The following is a 16997-nucleotide window of genomic DNA, read 5'->3' on the forward strand; positions in this document are numbered from 1 at the left end:
TTTTTATTTAGAACAACGCATCCAGACGCATCCGTCCACCTTTTCGGCTTAAAAATTGCAATTAAAAATATTTTTCCAGCTTCTTAATCATCATTCCAAGGCAGAAAACCACCACATGATCGTTTTCCTGAATCATGGTATTACCGGTCACCAGAATACCTTCTCCATTCCGAATCAATCCACCGATGGTGGCTCCTTTGGGAAGTCCCAAGTCCTTCACCGGCTGCTTGGTTATCTTTGCCCCCGGCTTAACGGTAAATTCGGCCACATCGGCGTTGGCAAAAGTCAGACATTTCACATTCGACACATCGGCATCGAGCATCATCTGATAGATATGGCTGGCGGCAATGAATTTCTTATTGATGACCGTTCCGATATCCAGGCTTTCGGCCATACTGATATAATCCACATTCTCCACTTCCGCCACGGTCTTGGTCACTCCCATCCGCTTGGCGGCCAGACATGCCAGAATATTGGTTTCGGAGTTGCCGGTCAGTGCCACAAACGCTTCCGTATTTTTGATACCTTCCTCCAGCAGAAGTTGGATATCCCGTCCATCTCCGTTAATCACCATCACTCCATCGTCCACCAGTTCCGTCAGGCGGTTGCAACGGGCTATGTTGCTCTCAATAATTTTCGCTTTCATATACTCCGGCATATACTGTACGGTACGTACAGCAATACGGCTTCCACCCATAATCATCACATTCCGCACATCGGCTTCATTTTCTTTTCCGGAGATTTTACGGATATAAGGGATATATTTCTTGGTAGTCGTAAAGTACACGATGTCGTTCAGCTTGATGACATCATCACCCCGTGGAATGATGGTTTCGTTACCACGCTTGATGGCCACGATATGGAACGGAATGTTTCTTCCTCCCAGCTCGTGCAAAGGCACATTCAGAATCTCCGCCTGTTCACGCATCTTGGTTCCCAGAAGTACCAGTACCCCTCCAGCGAATTCCCACCACTGCCGAATCCAGCTCATCTTGATGGCATCCACGATATCGCGGGCAGCCAGCATCTCCGGATAAATCAGGGAATGTACTCCCAGCTTGGCAAAAAACTCCTTGTGCTTGGGCAACAGATATTCATAATTGTCGATACGAGCCACAGTTTTCTTTGCCCCCAGACTGGTCGCCAGCATACAAGCCGTCATGTTACGGCTTTCGTCGGGCATAACCCCGATAAACAAATCGGCTCCAGACACTCCGGCCTCTTTCAGCCCGTTAATCGACGTGGGCGACAGATTCACGGTCATAAGGTCCAGGTTGCTTCCCATGGCACTCAGCTTGCTTTCGTCTTCATCCATCAGGATAATATCCTGTTTTTCACCGGAAAGCAGTTTGGCCAAATGGGTACCTACGGCACCTGCACCTGCTATAATAATTTTCATATCTTGATAATCTGAGTAATTGTGTTCAATATACTTTCCTCATCAATGCCACAAATGGCATACAGGTCATTCACGGGACCATGCTGCACAAAGCGGTCGGGCAAGCCCAGACGTGTCACCCGAGGATAATAGCCATGGTCGTTCATAAACTCCAGTATGGCACTGCCCATACCGCCATTACGCACCCCGTCTTCTACGGTCAGTATGCGCGTGAACTTCTGCCCCACTTCGTGCAGCAAGGCTTCGTCCAGCGGTTTCAGGAAACGCAAATCGTAGTGGGCAATGCTGCAGCCAAGTTCTTTTTCGGCCCGGGCAATTGCAGCAGCAGCCTTGTTGCCAATTGGCCCGATGGTAATGACAGCCAAATCGGTACCCTCTTTCAACTTTCGCCCCGTTCCAATCTCTATGGCTTCCAACGGACATTCCCAGTCGGTCAGCACGCCGCGGCCACGAGGATAACGGATGACAAAGGGTCCTTTATCCGGCAACTGAGCGGTGTACATCAATCGGCGCAATTCATGCTCGTTATAAGGAGAAGCGATGACCAGATTTGGGATAGGGCGCAAATAAGCCATATCGAAAGCCCCGTGATGGGTAGGACCGTCTTCCCCCACCAGACCGGCTCGGTCCAGGCAGAGTACCACATTCAGTTTCTGGATGGCTACATCGTGAATAATATTATCGTATGCACGCTGCATAAAAGAAGAATACACGTTACAGAACGGAAGCAAACCTTCCTTGGCCATTCCTCCTGAAAAAGTCACGGCATGGCCTTCCGCAATACCTACATCAAACACCCTGTCGGGCATCTCCTTCATCATGATGTTCATGGAGCAGCCCGACGGCATAGCCGGCGTCACCCCCACAATTCTATCGTTCTTGCGGGCCAGTTCCAGCAACGTATTTCCAAACACTTCTTGAAACAAAGGAGGCATCCCGGTCGTGTCCGTCACGATACGTTCTCCTGTTTCCTTGTCGAAGATGCCCGGTGCATGCCATACTGTAGCCGCTTCTTCCGCCGGCTTGAAGCCTTTTCCCTTACGGGTATGAATGTGCAGAAGTTTAGGCCCCTTCATATCCTTTATTTCTTTCAATACCCTTGTCAGTGCGGTTACGTCGTGCCCGTCCACCGGACCGAAATAACGGATATTCAGCCCCTCGAAAATATTCTGCTGCTGCATCAGCATGGATTTCAGGCTGTTATTGAAGCGTATGAGACTCTTGCGCCGTTCATCGTTCAGGATTCCCAAACGGTAAAGTTTACGGGATAAGGCGTTTCGTAGCCGGTTATACCCTTCGGAGGTATGCAAGTTCATCAAATACTGCTTCATGCCGCCCACACTACGGTCGATGGCCATGTTGTTGTCGTTCAGAATAATCAACAGGTTATTGGGAGTGGAGGAAGCATTGTTCAAACCTTCGAAGGCCAGTCCGCCACTCATGGAACCGTCGCCGATGACCGCGACCACATGACGGTTATCTTCTCCTTTGCGGGCAGCCGCCACAGCCATTCCTAACGCAGCAGAGATGGAATTGGACGCATGTCCGCACGTGAACGTGTCGTATTCGCTTTCCGCAGGAGAAGGGAAAGGACAAATCCCGTTCAACTTACGATTCGTATAAAAACGGTCGCGACGCCCCGTCAAGATTTTATGTCCGTAAGCCTGATGGCCTACATCCCAGACAATACGGTCGTAAGGGGTCTGATACACATAATGAAGGGCTACCGTCAGTTCCACAACCCCCAGACTGGAAGCAAAATGTCCCGGGTTGCAAGATAATTCATCTATAATTTTATTCCGCAATTGATCACAGACCTCCGGCAACGCTTCGACAGAAAGTTTCCGTAAATCCTCAGGGCTATCTATCTTATTCAACAAATCGTATGAAGTTGTCTGTTCCATCCTTGTTCTTCATTAACTTTAATCGTACAAAAATAGCACAAATATAGTGAATGTATTTACATTTGCAGTAAAATTTCTCTGATTATGGAATTTAGGACTAAAGTTGAACTGCCCGTGAACGGGCCGAAACTGCATCATGCTGACAAATTGATGATATGGGGCTCCTGTTTCTCCGAACACATCGGCAACTTATTGACGGAAAACAAATTCACCTGCGACGTGAATCCTTTCGGCGTGTTGTACAACCCCCTGTCGATTATCTCTTCCATGCAGTGCCTGTGGGACGGAACCCTCTACGAGGAAAAAGACCTGCAACACACCGCAGACACATGGTACAGCCTGATGCACCACAGCAGTTTCTCTTCTTCTTCCATGGAGGAATGCCTGGAAAAAATCAACGAACGCATCCGTAAAGGACATGAGAACCTGCGGCAAGCCGACTGGATTCTCATTACCTGGGGGTCCTCATTCGTCTATACCTGGAAAGAGAACGGAAAAATTGTGGGAAATTGCCATAAGCTGCCGGCTCGTCTCTTCGAACGGAAGAGAATCGGTACCGATGAGATTGTCGAAGCCTATCTTCCCCTGCTCCGCCAGATAAAAACACTCCGCCCGCAGCTACAGTGCCTGTTTACGGTAAGTCCCATACGGCACCTGAAAGACGGCCTGCACGGAAACCAGCTCAGCAAAGCCAATCTGCTGCTGGCCGCCGACAAGATTTGCCAGGAACTCGATTTCTGCCATTACTTCCCTTCGTATGAAATCATGATGGACGAACTGCGGGACTATCGCTTCTATGCTGACGACATGATGCACCCGTCTGCACTCGCCATCCAATACATCTGGGAATGTTTCAGCAATACCTACTTCACCTCCTCCACCCTCTCCTTCCTGAAAGAATGGGAGAAGATACGGCGCGGACTGGCCCATAGGCCTTTCAATCCCGAAACGGAAGCCTACCAAACCTTTTTAAGTCAAATACTGTTAAAGATAGAGGAGTTAAAAGAAAAATTACCGTACTTAGATGTTCAAAAGGAAATAAAGTTATGTCAAGCACAATTGAAGAAATAACCTCCATCCTGGGGGCTGAACGCAGAGGAAACACGCCCGCTACCATCGACTGGATTTTAACAGACAGCCGGTCATTGTGTTTCCCGGAAGAAACTCTGTTTTTTGCCTTGAAAACAAAACGTAACGACGGACATAAATATATCCCGGACCTTTACCAGAAAGGGGTACGCAACTTTGTCGTGAACGAAATACCCGAAACAGCTTCCTCCTATCAGGATGCCAATTTTCTGATTGTCCCCAACCCGCTGAAGGCCTTGCAACGGCTGGCCTCCAAACATCGGGAACAGTTTCAGGTGCCAGTCATCGGCATCACGGGAAGTAACGGAAAAACCGTTGTCAAAGAGTGGTTGTACCAGCTGCTCAGCCCGGATCGCGTCATCACCCGCTCTCCAAGAAGCTATAACTCCCAAATCGGTGTGCCCCTCTCCGTATGGCTCATGAATGAGCATACCGAGCTGGGTATCTTTGAAGCCGGTATCTCCGAAATGGGCGAAATGGAAGCCCTGCGCCCCATCATCCAGCCTACCATCGGTATCCTGACCAACATCGGGGGAGCCCATCAGGAAAATTTCTCTTCTCTGCAAGACAAATGCATGGAGAAGCTCCAACTCTTTAAAGACTGTGACGTGATTGTCTACAATGGCGACAATGAACTTATTGCCAGCTGTGTCACCAAATCTTTGTTCACGGCCCGTGAAATCGCCTGGTCGACCAAAGATTCCGAACGCCCGCTCTTTATCGAAAAGATACTGAAAGATGAAACCGGAACCACCATCAAATACCGTTATCTAGGATTCTTCAAGGAATACCGGATTCCGTTTATTGACGATGCTTCCATCGAAAACTCACTCAACTGCCTGGCTGTAGCCCTTTACCTGATGGTACCACCTGAAACCATTGCAGAACGTATGCTCCACCTGGAACCCATTGCCATGCGTCTGGAAGTGAAGGAAGGAAAAAACGGCTGTACACTGATTAATGACAGTTACAATTCGGATTTTGCCTCTCTCGATATCGCACTGGACTTTATGATGAGACGCTCGGAGGACAAGAACCGCAAACGCACACTGATTCTGTCGGACATGCTGGAAAGTGGACAAACCAGCAAACTGCTCTACAGACAGGTGGCCGACCTCGTACACAGCCGGAAAGTAGACCATATCATCGGAGTGGGCGAAGAAATCTCCGCAGCAGCCAACCGGTTTGAAATCCAAAAGGATTTCTTTCCCAACACCGCAGAACTTTTGAACTCAGGCCTGCTTCACCAATTGCACAACGAAGACATTCTGATAAAAGGGGCCCGCGTATTCCATTTCGATGAGATTACCGACGCACTCGAATTGAAGGTGCACGAAACCATCCTCGAAATCAACCTGAATGCACTGGTCGACAATTTGAACCATTACCGGAACAAGCTGAAACCGGGAGTCAAGATGGTCTGCATGGTAAAAGCCTCAGCCTATGGAGCCGGTTCTTTTGAGATTGCAAAAACGTTGGAAGACCAACGGGTGGACTATCTGGCCGTGGCCGTAGCCGATGAAGGAGCCGATTTACGAAAAGCGGGAATCAACAGTTCCATTCTCATTATGAACCCGGAAATCACGGCCTTCAAGACCATGTTTGATTATCGCCTGGAACCGGAAGTGTACAGTTTCCATTTATTGGAAGAACTGATTAAAGCTGCCGAACGCGAAGGAGTGAGCAACTTCCCGATTCACATCAAGATTGATACGGGCATGCACCGCCTGGGATTCGCTCCGGAAGAAATGCCTCAACTGGTACAACGCCTGCAAAAGCAGAGTGCGGTCATTCCCCGTTCCGTATTCTCTCACCTGGTTGGTAGTGACGCAGAACGTTTCGATGCCTTTACCCGCCATCAGATAGAAACCTTTGAAGCTGCCTCAAGCGAACTTCAGCAAGGTTTCAAGCACAAGATTATCCGTCACATCTGCAACACGGCGGGCATCGAACGCTACCCGGGAGCACAGTTTGACATGGTACGTCTGGGAATCGGACTCTACGGCATCGACCCGTTTACCAACAAGATGCTGCATAACGTCACAACTTTAAAAACCACCATCCTGCAGATTCACGATGTACCTGCTGACGACACCGTAGGCTACAGCCGGAAGGGAGTTCTCACTCGCGATTCCCGTATCGCTGCCATTCCTATCGGATATGCGGACGGACTGAACCGACATTTGGGTAACGGACATGGCTACTGTCTGGTAAACGGACAAAAAGCGCCTTATGTAGGAAACATCTGTATGGACGTGTGCATGATTGACGTGACCGACATCGACTGCAAAGAAGGCGACAAAGCCATCATCTTCGGTGATGACCTTCCAGTCACTGTCCTGTCGGATATCCTCGATACCATTCCGTATGAAATCCTGACAAGCGTTTCCAATCGTGTAAAAAGAGTGTACTATCAAGACTGATTCGTCAATTACACAGATAAACAAATACAGCCTCTGGCATGAAAAGATAATTCAATGCCAGAGGCTGTATTTTTATCTATATAACAGATATCTCTTAGAAAGAACAAAAGAAAGTGACCAGAAACGGCACGCTGAAGTCGGTCACAAAACCATGAAAGATGGACACAATCACAAACTGTTGCCCGGAACAACGGGTAATGATGGGCAACGTGGTATCCATGGTGGTAGCTCCTCCCGAGGAGATAGGTGCCAAGTTACCAAACCAACGCACTAGCAAAGGAGCCCCCAACAGCGTCATAATCTCCCGGAAAATATTCGACAACAAAGCCACTGTACCCAGTTCCGGTCCCTTATACTCAGTGATAAAAATACTGGATAACGAATAATAGCCCATGCCCGAACCTACCGCCATACAATCGGCCATACTCCGATGGGGTAGCAGGACACTCACCAAGGCCGCGGCAGTCAACGTACCCAGAATCGTGGCTATGGGGAGAAACACCAGCCTCGGATTCAAAGCACGAAAGTTTCTCAAAGTCTGCGGGTCATTCCCGATGCTCAATCCCACACTGAACATCAATCCGCACAAAGCATAAAAACTGACATTCGTCTCACCCACGTCAAAAGGCAGCCAATGGAACGCCCCACACAGGGTGCCCAGCACGAAAAAGCCTATAATAATCAAACTCCCTTTCATACCTTTCCCCTCTTCCCTTTATACAGCCAATGCCACAATACCCAAGCCAAAGCACAGCTGCCCAACACGCAAGCCAGTGCAATGAAAAAAGCTTCTCCTCCTAGCGTGACCAAGCCTTCCACAATCCGGCGATTTCCGCCTACCTCCACCCCAAGCAGGAACAAAAGCACCCAAATCAATACGGTAATCACCTTCCCAATCCAGGAAAGTCTCTGACGACGAAACAGAAAGCCTATCGCTATTCCACCGAACATGACACCTATTACTGTAAACATGTAGTAACCTTATTCAAAATCTGCTGCAAAAATAACGAAAAAAGTCTACTTCTTCCCCCTCCCCAAAGACGGTTATGAAAGACTTCAAACAAAAAAGGATTACTGCTCACGCGGTAATCCTTTTTTATCTAGTTAGTAGATTAATTTTGAGAGAATTGAAACTTCACAGCCTCATTGTTGTTTTAAGTTCTAATAAGCACTAACTATATTTATATAAAAGCAAATGAAAATGTTCTATCTGTTACTGTTCTCCTCCAGCCTGGGCTTGGGAGAAGTTTCTTTCATCAGTGTCCTCACCGAATCGGCCTCATAAGCCACCTGTGGGTCTGCCTGGCGATTCTCGAACTGATCATGTACATATACGATACCTGAAGCATCGCCCTCACCTGCATGCTTTACCACACCCCCAAGAGTGAAAAGCAAAATCATCATGGCTGCAGCCTTAAACAACGGCATAAAACGCGTATAAAGCGTCAACCGTCTGGCCTTTACCACCGGACGTTCAATTTCTGCCAGCACGCGCTTGTCAAAATCTTCACCCAGCTTCATTTCGCCCGCAGCTTCCTGGTAAGTAAACAAAGAACGGTAACGGCGCAAATGGGCGGGAAGTTCTTTCTGCTGAAAGAAAATCCGGAGAATCTGTTCTTCCTCCACGGAAGTTTCACAGTTCCAGTAGCGTTCCAGAAGTTGTTCAATGTACTTATAGTCCATAATCGTTTATTTCACTGTATTTTAATTTGATGCGTTGGCGAGCGCGGAAAAGGTTCACTTTCACTTGCTCTTCTGTCACCCCCAGCACATCCGCAATTTCTTTATAACTCTTACCTTCAATATCCCTGAGCTGTACGATGGTTCGTTGCTTCTCGGGAAGTTCGTTTATCAGCCTGTGCACCAGCCGGAACTGTTCATCCCGTTCCATTTGGCTTTCAGGAGTCAATGCATCCGGCATTTCCTGCGTCTCAGGTGTCAGCTCCAGGTTCTGTGCCTCTTTTTTCTGGCTCCGGTCGATGGCCAGATTGCGGACAACCGTCAGACAGTAGGCTTCGATGGATTCCAGTTGCGCCCATTCCTCGCGTTTGCTCCACACTTTAATCAGTGCATCCTGAACAATGTCTTCCGCCTCAGCCCGATTGAACGTGATGCGCAGGGCCAGTCTGAAAAGCTTGTCCTTCAGCGGTAGGATATCGTCACGAAAACTGATTTCTTGCATTGCTTTCTATAATAATGACGGGTGAGTTACCTAAAAGTTACACCCACCCGTCGATTTTTTTCAATTATTTTCTGATAATGGTTCCCGAGTCTTTGTGAATGGCTGATGCTAAGGTGATTACGACCTGCGACACTCCGGCATCCAAGGCCGAAAAAGAATTTTCCAGCTTGGGAATCATGCCTCCTTGTATGACGCCCTCGTCCACATAACGCTTGAACAAGTCGGGGGTCAGTACCGGAATCACGCTGTCATCGTCATTCTCGTCGCGCAGCACGCCCTTCTTTTCAAAACAATAGACCAGTGTCACCTCAAAATACTCAGCCAGGGCCTTTGCCGTTTCTCCGGCAATGGTGTCAGCATTTGTGTTCAGCAGGTTACCCTGACCGTCGTGCGTCAGCGGTGCCATGACAGGCACAATCTGACGGTGAATCAGTTCGGTCAAAGCCGCTCCGTCCACCTTTTCCACGTCGCCCACATAACCATAGTCAATATCCTTTACCGGACGCTTCACGGAACGGATGACGTTCATATCGGCTCCCGTCAATCCGACGGCATTCACGCCTCTTGCCTGCAAACCGGCCACGATATTCTTGTTGACCAAGCCCCCGTAGACCATGGTCACCACTTTCAAAGTGTCGGCATCGGTAATACGGCGACCGTTCACCATCCGGCTCTCAATACCCAGTTGGGCGGCGATACGGGTAGCCGAACGGCCTCCACCGTGTACCAGCACCTTATAACCGGGCATGGAAGAAAAATCGTCCAACAGCTGATTCAATGTATCAGGCTCTTCTACAATCTTTCCCCCTACCTTTATGACTGTCAGTTTCTCTTTCATATCTTATCTTCTTATTTTACTCCAAGTAAGTATAGCCATACAGGCCGGAACGGTAGTTGGCCAGGAATTCCTTTCCTTCTTCCAAGGAAATACGTCCTTCCTTCACCGACTTGGTGACCCAAGTTTCCAGTGTACGTACCAGTTTCTTCGGGTTATACTGCACGTAGTCGAGCACCTCGGCCACCGTTTCCCCGTCAATTACCTGATCGATGCTGTAACCCTTGTCGTCCACACTCACATGTACGGCATTCGTATCCCCGAACAGATTGTGCATGTCACCCAGGATTTCCTGATAAGCTCCTACCAGGAACACACCGATATAATAAGACTCCTTCGCCTTGATGGTATGTACCGGCAAATCGTGGGCCACGTTCCGGCTGGTCACAAAATTGGCAATCTTCCCGTCCGAGTCGCACGTGATGTCCTGCAGCGTAGCCGTGCGGTCGGGACGCTCGTCCAGGCGCTGAATCGGCATAATCGGGAAAATCTGGTCGATGGCCCAGGAATCCGGCAGCGACTGGAACAGAGAGAAGTTACAGAAATACTTGTCGGCCAGCAGTTTGTCCAAGTTGCGGAATTCATCCGGCGCATGCTTCAGGCCCGAAGCAATCTGGTTGATTTCACGCGTCACCGACCAGTACATCCGTTCAATCTGTGCCCGTGTCTTCAAATCCACGATACCATGACTGAACAGGTCGAGCGATTCCTCACGAATCTGCTGCGCATCGTGCCAGGCTTCCAGCATCCGGCTCTGGTTCAGGTTGTCCCAAATCTGATACAGTTCCTGCACCAGTTCATGGTCGTCCTTGCTTACCACGAAATCCTCGTCCATGGAAGGCAGAGAAGCAGTTTCCAGCACCTCAAAAATCAAGACCGAGTGATGAGCCGTGAGCGAGCGTCCGCTTTCCGTAATGATGTTCGGATGCGGAATGTTGTTCTTGTTGCTGGCATCGACCATGATGGAGATGGAATCGTTCACATATTCCTGAATGGAATAGTTCACACTGCTTTCACTGTTGGAAGAGCGAGTTCCATCGTAGTCCACGCCCAGTCCGCCACCGATGTCTACAAACTCCACCGGGAAGCCCAACTGATGCAACTGCACATAGAACTGAGAAGCCTCACGCAAAGCTGTCTTGATACGGCGTATTTTGGTCACCTGACTGCCGATATGGAAATGAATCAGTTTCAGACAATCCTGCAAGTCCTTCTTTTCCAAGAAATCGAGTGCCTCCAGCAATTCACTGGAAGTCAATCCGAACTTGCTGGCGTCGCCTCCACTTTCTTCCCACTTTCCGCTACCGGAAGAGGCCAGTTTAATCCGGATACCGATATTGGGGCGCACGTTCAGCTGCTTGGCCATCTTGGCAATCAGCCGCAGCTCATTCAGTTTTTCCACCACCAGAAAAATCCGCTTACCCATCTTCTGTGCCAGCAAGGCCAGTTCAATGTAACTCTCGTCCTTATAGCCGTTACAGATAATCAGCGAATCAGAATCCGTGTTAATGGCAATCACTGCGTGAAGTTCCGGTTTCGAACCGGCTTCCAGTCCCAGATTAAACTTTTTTCCATGACTGATAATCTCCTCCACCACCGGCCTCATCTGGTTTACCTTAATCGGATAAATGATGAAATTCTCGGCCTGATAGCCATATTCTTCAGAAGCCTGATGAAAACAATTGGATATTTTTTCAATCCGGTTGTCCAGGATGTCCGGGAAGCGGACCAGCATGGGAGCCGTCACGTCTCTCAGCTGCAATTCGTCTACCAGCTCCTTCAAATCGACAGCTACCCCGTCTTTGCGTGGAGTTACTACCACATGACCTTTGTCATTGATACCAAAGTATGAAACGCCCCACCCCGTGATGTTGTAGAGCTCTTCAGAGTCTTCAATACGCCATTTTCTCATTTCACTACATAAAGTCTAGATTTATACTTCTTTAATTTATCAAGTTTTTCAAGCGGTTTACCGCCCTGTCAATCTGTGCATAACTTTCAAGTTCTTCCGCATTGAAACGCCACTTTGCCTTCGTATAGTAGGGCAGCCGCTTTTCCAATGCCGAAGTAATGACCTGCATCAGTTCCTCGTCCGTTTTGTTCGCCAACAACGGACGTTTGGCCTTTGCTATCTTTAAACGACGGAACAGTACCTCCGGAGATACATCCAGAAATACTGTTTCACCTGTATGATTCATATAATCCATGTTGTCGAAAAAGCAAGGTGTCCCTCCCCCGCACGCAATCAATACGTCTTCGAACTCACCGGCTTCATGAAGCATCCGCTGTTCCAGCAGCCGGAATCCTTCTTCCCCCCGCTCCGCAAACAAATCGGAGATGGATTTGTGCATGCGCTCCTCGATATACCAGTCCAAATCGACAAACTGCAGTCCGGTTGCCGCACTGTAAGCTTTTCCCAGTGTGGTTTTACCCGAACCCATATAGCCAATCAAGAACACCCTTTTCATTACTTCTTCTTTGCTTTTGCTCCTTTCACCTTACGCATCTCGGCTTTCTGGTTCTGCAGTTCAATGACCTTGAAGCAGGCTTCCAGATTCAAATCGACCGGATTCACGTTGTTCGGAATCTTATAGTTTTTCTTTTGATAAGCAATGTAAGGACCGTAACGCCCGTTCAATATCTGCATATCCGGATTGTCCGGGAACTGCTTGATGATTTTCTGGGCCTCCTGTTCTTTCTTTTCTTTCAGCATCAGCTCCGCCTCCTCAAAAGTGACCGTCATAGGGTCTTTGTCCTTCGGGATGGAAACGAATTCATTGCCGTGACGCACATACGGTCCAAAGCGTCCCACACCGACCGAAACGGCCTGTCCGTCGAGTTCTCCCAACACCCGAGGCAGTTTGAACAGGTCGAGTGCCTCTTCCAGGGTAATGGTTTCCAGCGAATGTTCCTTATTCAGCTGGGCGAATTTCGGCTTTTCCTCATCGTCGGACGAACCAATCTGTACGACCGGACCGAAACGTCCGATTTTTACAGAAACAGGCTTTCCTGTCTTCGGGTCCGTACCCAGCATACGTTCACCCACCTTGTGTTCGGTCTTCGTGGCCAAGGTGGTTTCCACCAACGGATGGAAATTCTCATAGAACACTTCCATCAGGTCGGTCCACTTCTTTTCACCTTCGGCCACTTCATCAAATTCTTTTTCCACGCTGGCCGTAAAGTTATAGTCCATAATCTTCGGGAAATACTGCATCAGGAAGTCATTGACCACACAACCTACATCGGTCGGTATCAGCTTGGACTTCTCGCTTCCGCTCATTTCCGTCTGAACCGTTTCATCTATGCCTTTTCCTGTCAGTTTCAACAGGAAATATTCACGCTTTACACCTTCCTTATTGCCTTTTTCCACATAACCTCGCTGTTGGATGGTGGAAATGGTCGGCGCATACGTAGACGGGCGACCGATACCCAGCTCTTCGAGTTTACGCACCAGGCTGGCTTCCGTATAGCGTGCCGGAGCCTGACTGAAACGCTGTACGGCCGCGATTTCCTCGCGTTGCAGGTTTTCGCCTACCTCCATCTTCGGCAGTCCGGCCGTGTCCTCCTGTTCTGTTTCTTCATCGAATGACTCCTTATACACTTTCAGGAAACCATCGAATGTAATCACCTCGCCCACTGCCTGGAACTCATCCTCGCAGCCACTGATGCCAATGGTAGCCGTAGTCTTCTCCAGTTCCGCATCGGCCATCTGTGAAGCCAGCGTACGCTTCCAAATCAATTCATACAAGCGTACTTCCTGCGAAGTGCCGTCAATCGACTCATTCGACATATACGTCGGACGGATGGCTTCGTGTGCCTCCTGAGCCCCCTTTGTCTTGGTGGCATACTGGCGTGTGTGCACGTAGCGTTCGCCCATCAAGGAAAGAATCGTATCGTGACTCGTAGCCAATGCCAGTTCGGAAAGGTTCACCGAGTCGGTACGCATATAGGTAATCAATCCACTTTCATACAGGCGCTGCGCCAGCATCATGGTCTGTGCCACCGTATAACCCAGCTTGCGGGCCGCTTCCTGCTGGAGCGTGGAAGTGGTGAAAGGCGGTGCCGGCGATTTCTTCACCGGACGCGTCGTAATATCTTTGATGGTGAAATCCGCATTCTGGCACTTTTCAAGGAACTTCCGCGCTTCTTCCTTCGTCTTGAAGCGGCGTCCGAGCGTCGCACGGATATTGGCACCTTCCGCATCCTTGAACGTAGCGACCACTTTATACGAAGCCTCACTGGTAAATGCATTGATTTCACGTTCGCGTTCCACAATCAAACGCACAGCCACCGACTGCACACGGCCGGCAGAAAGGGCCGGCTTGATTTTCCGCCACAACACGGGCGACAATTCAAAACCCACAATACGGTCGAGCACACGGCGTGCCTGCTGTGCATTGACCAAATCAATATTGATGTCCCGAGGATGTTCTATCGCCTTCAGGATAGCTGTCTTCGTAATTTCATGGAATACAATTCGTCGTGTCTTCTTCGGATCCAGCTTCAACACCTCAAACAAGTGCCAGGAGATAGCCTCTCCTTCCCGGTCCTCATCGGATGCGAGCCATACCATATCGGCCTTTGCTGCCTCTTCCTTCAATTCGGACACCAGCTTCTTCTTGTCTTCCGGTATCTCGTAAATCGGCTTGAAATGATTTTTTATGTCAATACTGAACGCTTTCTGTTTCAGGTCGCGGATATGCCCGTAACTTGACAATACTTTATAGCCCTCCCCCAAAAACTTTTCGATTGTCTTAGCTTTTGCCGGAGACTCCACTATGACCAGGTTATTTTGCATGATATTCTGTATTCCGTTTTTATATTTTTCGGGACAAATGTAAAAAAAAAATTATAACCTACACGATAAACAAACTGAAAATAACTTACTTTGCAAGGGAATATCGCATTTAATTACCATAATTTATGAACAACAAAAGTATCAACAGCAACAAGCAATTCATGATAGGCAACGGAATCCTGGCCTTCGGCGTGTTTTTTATCGTATGTCTCTTTCTGTACCTGGGTTTCCGAGGCCAGTCCAAAGGAAACGAAAAGGACAAAACCTTCGAAGGTCTTTATGCCATAGAGATAGCCAATTCCTTCAGCGGAGACAGCCTTTCGGTCTATATCAATGACAGCCTGCTGTTTAACTCCACCCTTGGAAACAGTTCCGTCAAATTCCAGGTGAAACGTTTTGCCGAAGAGAGTACCCTGATGGTGGTAGACAACCGTACCGATGAAGTGACTCCCTTCAACCTGAATGCGGAAGGAAGCCAGGTACAGATTCAAAAGAAAAACGGAAAAACCTTCATTCAGGAAACAGAAAACGAATAAAAGAATTTTCTCAGATTTCAGCCCGAATTCTCTGTCCCACACTGTGGGATACAAAAACCACAGTGTGGGATACATATCTCACACTGTGAAATACAAATCCCGCAGTGCGGAACAAAGAAAAGACGCCCTCATTCCCTTTTTATTTTCTTCACATTCCATCTTTATCCTTTCTGCCCCCTTTATTTCTCCCTTCTCCTCCCCGCCCGGCAGCCCCTTCTTCAAATTGAAACAAATTGTCTACAGATTCTTTGAGAAAACACGTCCGTGTGCGTAAACGAAAAAAATGTTATTAAATGAGCAAAGTTTCGAAAATAAGGTCTTTCTAATTGGATATTAGAATAAAAGGCTGTATTTTTGACACGCAATCAGATATTTTTAACCTAAAATCCATATAATAGAGAGAATAAAAGAAAAAACATGGAACAAGTTTTTAGTTACATCATCGGGCTCGGGGCAGCCGTGATGATGCCTATTCTGTTTACCATTCTAGGAGTGTGTATTGGCATCAAATTCGGCAAGGCACTGAAAAGCGGCCTGCTGGTCGGAGTAGGATTTGTGGGGCTTTCCGTAGTAACGGCCCTTTTGACCAGCAGCTTGGGGGAACCGCTGAAAAAAGTAACGGAGATTTACGGACTGAGCCTGGGCATTTTTGACATGGGATGGCCTGCTGCCGCCTCCGTGGCTTACAACACCTCCGTAGGTGCCTTCATCATTCCGGTGTGTCTGGGTGTAAACATCATCATGCTATTGACCAAAACCACCAAGACGGTCAATATCGACTTATGGAACTACTGGCACTTTGCCTTTATCGGTGCGGTGGTTTACTTTGCTACGGAAAACATCTGGTGGGGATTCTTCTCGGCTATCATCTGCTACATCATCACCCTGATCATGGCCGACCTGACTTGCAAACAATTTCAATCTTACTACGAAAAGATGGATGGTATTTCCATTCCACAGCCTTTCTGTCAGGGATTCGTGCCTTTCGCACTGGTCATCAACAAGGTATTGGACAAAATTCCGGGATTCGACAAGCTGAATATCGATGCAGAGGGAATGAAACGGAAATTCGGCATCATGGGAGACCCTTTGTTTCTAGGGGTCATCGTAGGCTGTGTCATCGGGGCCTTGGCCTGCAAGAACACAGATGAACTGGTGGACGGCATTCCTGCCATCCTCGGACTGGGAATCAAGATGGGAGCCGTCATGGAACTTATCCCGCGTATCACCTCTCTATTCATTGAGGGGCTGCGCCCGATATCCGATGCTACCCGCGAACTGATTGCCCGCAAGTTCAAGAACAGTGCCAGCCTGAATATCGGTATGAGTCCGGCACTGGTCATCGGCCATCCTACCACACTGGTGGTTTCCCTGCTGCTCATTCCGGTCACCTTATTCTTGTCTGTGATACTGCCCGGCAACCAGTTCCTGCCGCTGGCTTCACTGGCCGGCATGTTCTACCTGTTCCCGGCCGTACTGCCCATCACCAAAGGAAATGTCCTGAAGACCTTCCTCATCGGGCTGGTGGCGCTGATTGTTGGCCTGTATTTCGTGACCGACCTGGCTCCCTTCTTCACACAGGCTGCTCAGGATGTGTTCATCAGAACACACGATACAGCCGTACAGATTCCGAACGGATTCCAGGGAGGAGCTCTCGACTTCGCTTCGAGCCTCTTCTCATGGCTCATTTTCCATGCGGTCTATCACTTCAAGATAGTAGGTTCGGCCATACTGGTCATTGTGACCTTGGCCATGGCTGTCTACAACCGCCGCCGTATTATTAAAGAAGCAAAACACATTGAAGAATAAAACCAATCATAAAACAAACGCT

Annotated in this window: 14 protein-coding genes; 4 read left to right on the plus strand and 10 right to left on the minus strand. The window is 48.6% G+C overall.

What is annotated here, in order from left to right:
• Positions 1 to 61 precede the first annotated feature (61 nt).
• Together trkA and dxs are read right to left on the minus strand one after the other, a co-directional pair.
• On the minus strand, positions 62 to 1399 hold the full coding sequence (trkA, locus tag BQ7480_RS00285; RefSeq protein ID WP_072541242.1) for a Trk system potassium transporter TrkA: 1338 nt from the start codon (positions 1397 to 1399) through the stop codon (positions 62 to 64).
• Positions 1396 to 3303, minus strand: coding sequence for a 1-deoxy-D-xylulose-5-phosphate synthase (gene dxs, locus BQ7480_RS00290; protein ID WP_072541243.1), 1908 nt, complete (start codon positions 3301 to 3303; stop codon positions 1396 to 1398). Before dxs ends, trkA begins: the two co-directional genes overlap by 4 nt.
• A gap of 84 nt (positions 3304 to 3387) precedes the next feature.
• Here dxs and BQ7480_RS00295 point away from each other — a divergent pair, with 84 nt between their 5' ends.
• Positions 3388 to 4374 carry a GSCFA domain-containing protein gene (locus tag BQ7480_RS00295; protein ID WP_072541244.1) on the plus strand — a complete coding sequence of 329 codons (987 nt, stop codon included), beginning with the start codon at positions 3388 to 3390 and terminating at the stop codon, positions 4372 to 4374.
• The gene (locus BQ7480_RS00300) at positions 4350 to 6815 is read left to right on the plus strand and encodes a bifunctional UDP-N-acetylmuramoyl-tripeptide:D-alanyl-D-alanine ligase/alanine racemase (protein WP_072541245.1); all 2466 of its coding nucleotides are present in this window, start codon (positions 4350 to 4352) and stop codon (positions 6813 to 6815) included. The genes BQ7480_RS00295 and BQ7480_RS00300 overlap by 25 nt, the downstream gene beginning before the upstream one ends.
• Before the next feature lie 94 nt (positions 6816 to 6909).
• On the opposite strand, the gene BQ7480_RS00305 is transcribed toward BQ7480_RS00300, so the two are convergent.
• From BQ7480_RS00305 to topA, 8 genes are all read right to left on the minus strand, one after another.
• The gene (locus tag BQ7480_RS00305; RefSeq protein WP_072541246.1) at positions 6910 to 7512 is read right to left on the minus strand and encodes a LysO family transporter; all 603 of its coding nucleotides are present in this window, start codon (positions 7510 to 7512) and stop codon (positions 6910 to 6912) included.
• Positions 7509 to 7787, minus strand: a complete 279-nt coding sequence (locus BQ7480_RS00310) for a LysO family transporter (RefSeq protein ID WP_072541247.1) — start codon at positions 7785 to 7787, stop codon at positions 7509 to 7511. The genes BQ7480_RS00305 and BQ7480_RS00310 overlap by 4 nt, the downstream gene beginning before the upstream one ends.
• Positions 7788 to 8021: 234 nt before the next feature.
• Entirely contained in the window at positions 8022 to 8498 is a 477-nt protein-coding gene (locus BQ7480_RS00315; protein ID WP_072541248.1) for a hypothetical protein, read from the minus strand.
• Positions 8488 to 8997, minus strand: coding sequence for an RNA polymerase sigma factor (locus BQ7480_RS00320; protein ID WP_072541249.1), 510 nt, complete (start codon positions 8995 to 8997; stop codon positions 8488 to 8490). The genes BQ7480_RS00315 and BQ7480_RS00320 overlap by 11 nt, the downstream gene beginning before the upstream one ends.
• A 64-nt stretch (positions 8998 to 9061) precedes the next feature.
• Positions 9062 to 9835, minus strand: a complete 774-nt coding sequence (gene argB / locus BQ7480_RS00325; RefSeq protein ID WP_072541250.1) for an acetylglutamate kinase — start codon at positions 9833 to 9835, stop codon at positions 9062 to 9064.
• Positions 9836 to 9851: 16 nt separating this feature from the next.
• Positions 9852 to 11744: a biosynthetic arginine decarboxylase gene (gene speA / locus BQ7480_RS00330; RefSeq protein ID WP_072541251.1), complete on the minus strand. Its 1893-nt coding sequence runs from the start codon at positions 11742 to 11744 to the stop codon at positions 9852 to 9854.
• 31 nt (positions 11745 to 11775) lie between these two features.
• Entirely contained in the window at positions 11776 to 12300 is a 525-nt protein-coding gene (locus BQ7480_RS00335) for a shikimate kinase (RefSeq protein ID WP_072541252.1), read from the minus strand.
• Positions 12300 to 14630, minus strand: a complete 2331-nt coding sequence (gene topA, locus BQ7480_RS00340; RefSeq protein ID WP_072541253.1) for a type I DNA topoisomerase — start codon at positions 14628 to 14630, stop codon at positions 12300 to 12302. The genes BQ7480_RS00335 and topA overlap by 1 nt, the downstream gene beginning before the upstream one ends.
• Positions 14631 to 14755: 125 nt before the next feature.
• Here topA and BQ7480_RS00345 point away from each other — a divergent pair, with 125 nt between their 5' ends.
• Positions 14756 to 15166 carry a hypothetical protein gene (locus BQ7480_RS00345; RefSeq protein WP_072541254.1) on the plus strand — a complete coding sequence of 137 codons (411 nt, stop codon included), beginning with the start codon at positions 14756 to 14758 and terminating at the stop codon, positions 15164 to 15166.
• Between the two features lie 417 nt (positions 15167 to 15583).
• Positions 15584 to 16975: a PTS galactitol transporter subunit IIC gene (locus tag BQ7480_RS00350; RefSeq protein ID WP_072541255.1), complete on the plus strand. Its 1392-nt coding sequence runs from the start codon at positions 15584 to 15586 to the stop codon at positions 16973 to 16975.
• Positions 16976 to 16997: the final 22 nt, after the last annotated feature.

It is taken from the genome of Bacteroides mediterraneensis, assembly GCF_900128455.1.
Lineage (GTDB): Bacteria > Bacteroidota > Bacteroidia > Bacteroidales > Bacteroidaceae > Phocaeicola > Phocaeicola mediterraneensis.

Bases quoted from the DNA above. Each gene is read 5' to 3' on its own strand.
- trkA (WP_072541242.1), bottom strand. From the start codon at position 1,399: ATGAAAATTATTATAGCAGGTGCAGGTGCCGTAGGTACCCATTTGGCC.
- dxs (WP_072541243.1), bottom strand. From the start codon at position 3,303: ATGGAACAGACAACTTCATACGATTTGTTGAATAAGATAGATAGCCCT.
- BQ7480_RS00295 (WP_072541244.1), top strand. From the start codon at position 3,388: ATGGAATTTAGGACTAAAGTTGAACTGCCCGTGAACGGGCCGAAACTG.
- BQ7480_RS00300 (WP_072541245.1), top strand. From the start codon at position 4,350: ATGTCAAGCACAATTGAAGAAATAACCTCCATCCTGGGGGCTGAACGC.
- BQ7480_RS00305 (WP_072541246.1), bottom strand. From the start codon at position 7,512: ATGAAAGGGAGTTTGATTATTATAGGCTTTTTCGTGCTGGGCACCCTG.
- BQ7480_RS00310 (WP_072541247.1), bottom strand. From the start codon at position 7,787: ATGTTTACAGTAATAGGTGTCATGTTCGGTGGAATAGCGATAGGCTTT.
- BQ7480_RS00315 (WP_072541248.1), bottom strand. From the start codon at position 8,498: ATGGACTATAAGTACATTGAACAACTTCTGGAACGCTACTGGAACTGT.
- BQ7480_RS00320 (WP_072541249.1), bottom strand. From the start codon at position 8,997: ATGCAAGAAATCAGTTTTCGTGACGATATCCTACCGCTGAAGGACAAG.
- argB (WP_072541250.1), bottom strand. From the start codon at position 9,835: ATGAAAGAGAAACTGACAGTCATAAAGGTAGGGGGAAAGATTGTAGAA.
- speA (WP_072541251.1), bottom strand. From the start codon at position 11,744: ATGAGAAAATGGCGTATTGAAGACTCTGAAGAGCTCTACAACATCACG.
- BQ7480_RS00335 (WP_072541252.1), bottom strand. From the start codon at position 12,300: ATGAAAAGGGTGTTCTTGATTGGCTATATGGGTTCGGGTAAAACCACA.
- topA (WP_072541253.1), bottom strand. From the start codon at position 14,630: ATGCAAAATAACCTGGTCATAGTGGAGTCTCCGGCAAAAGCTAAGACA.
- BQ7480_RS00345 (WP_072541254.1), top strand. From the start codon at position 14,756: ATGAACAACAAAAGTATCAACAGCAACAAGCAATTCATGATAGGCAAC.
- BQ7480_RS00350 (WP_072541255.1), top strand. From the start codon at position 15,584: ATGGAACAAGTTTTTAGTTACATCATCGGGCTCGGGGCAGCCGTGATG.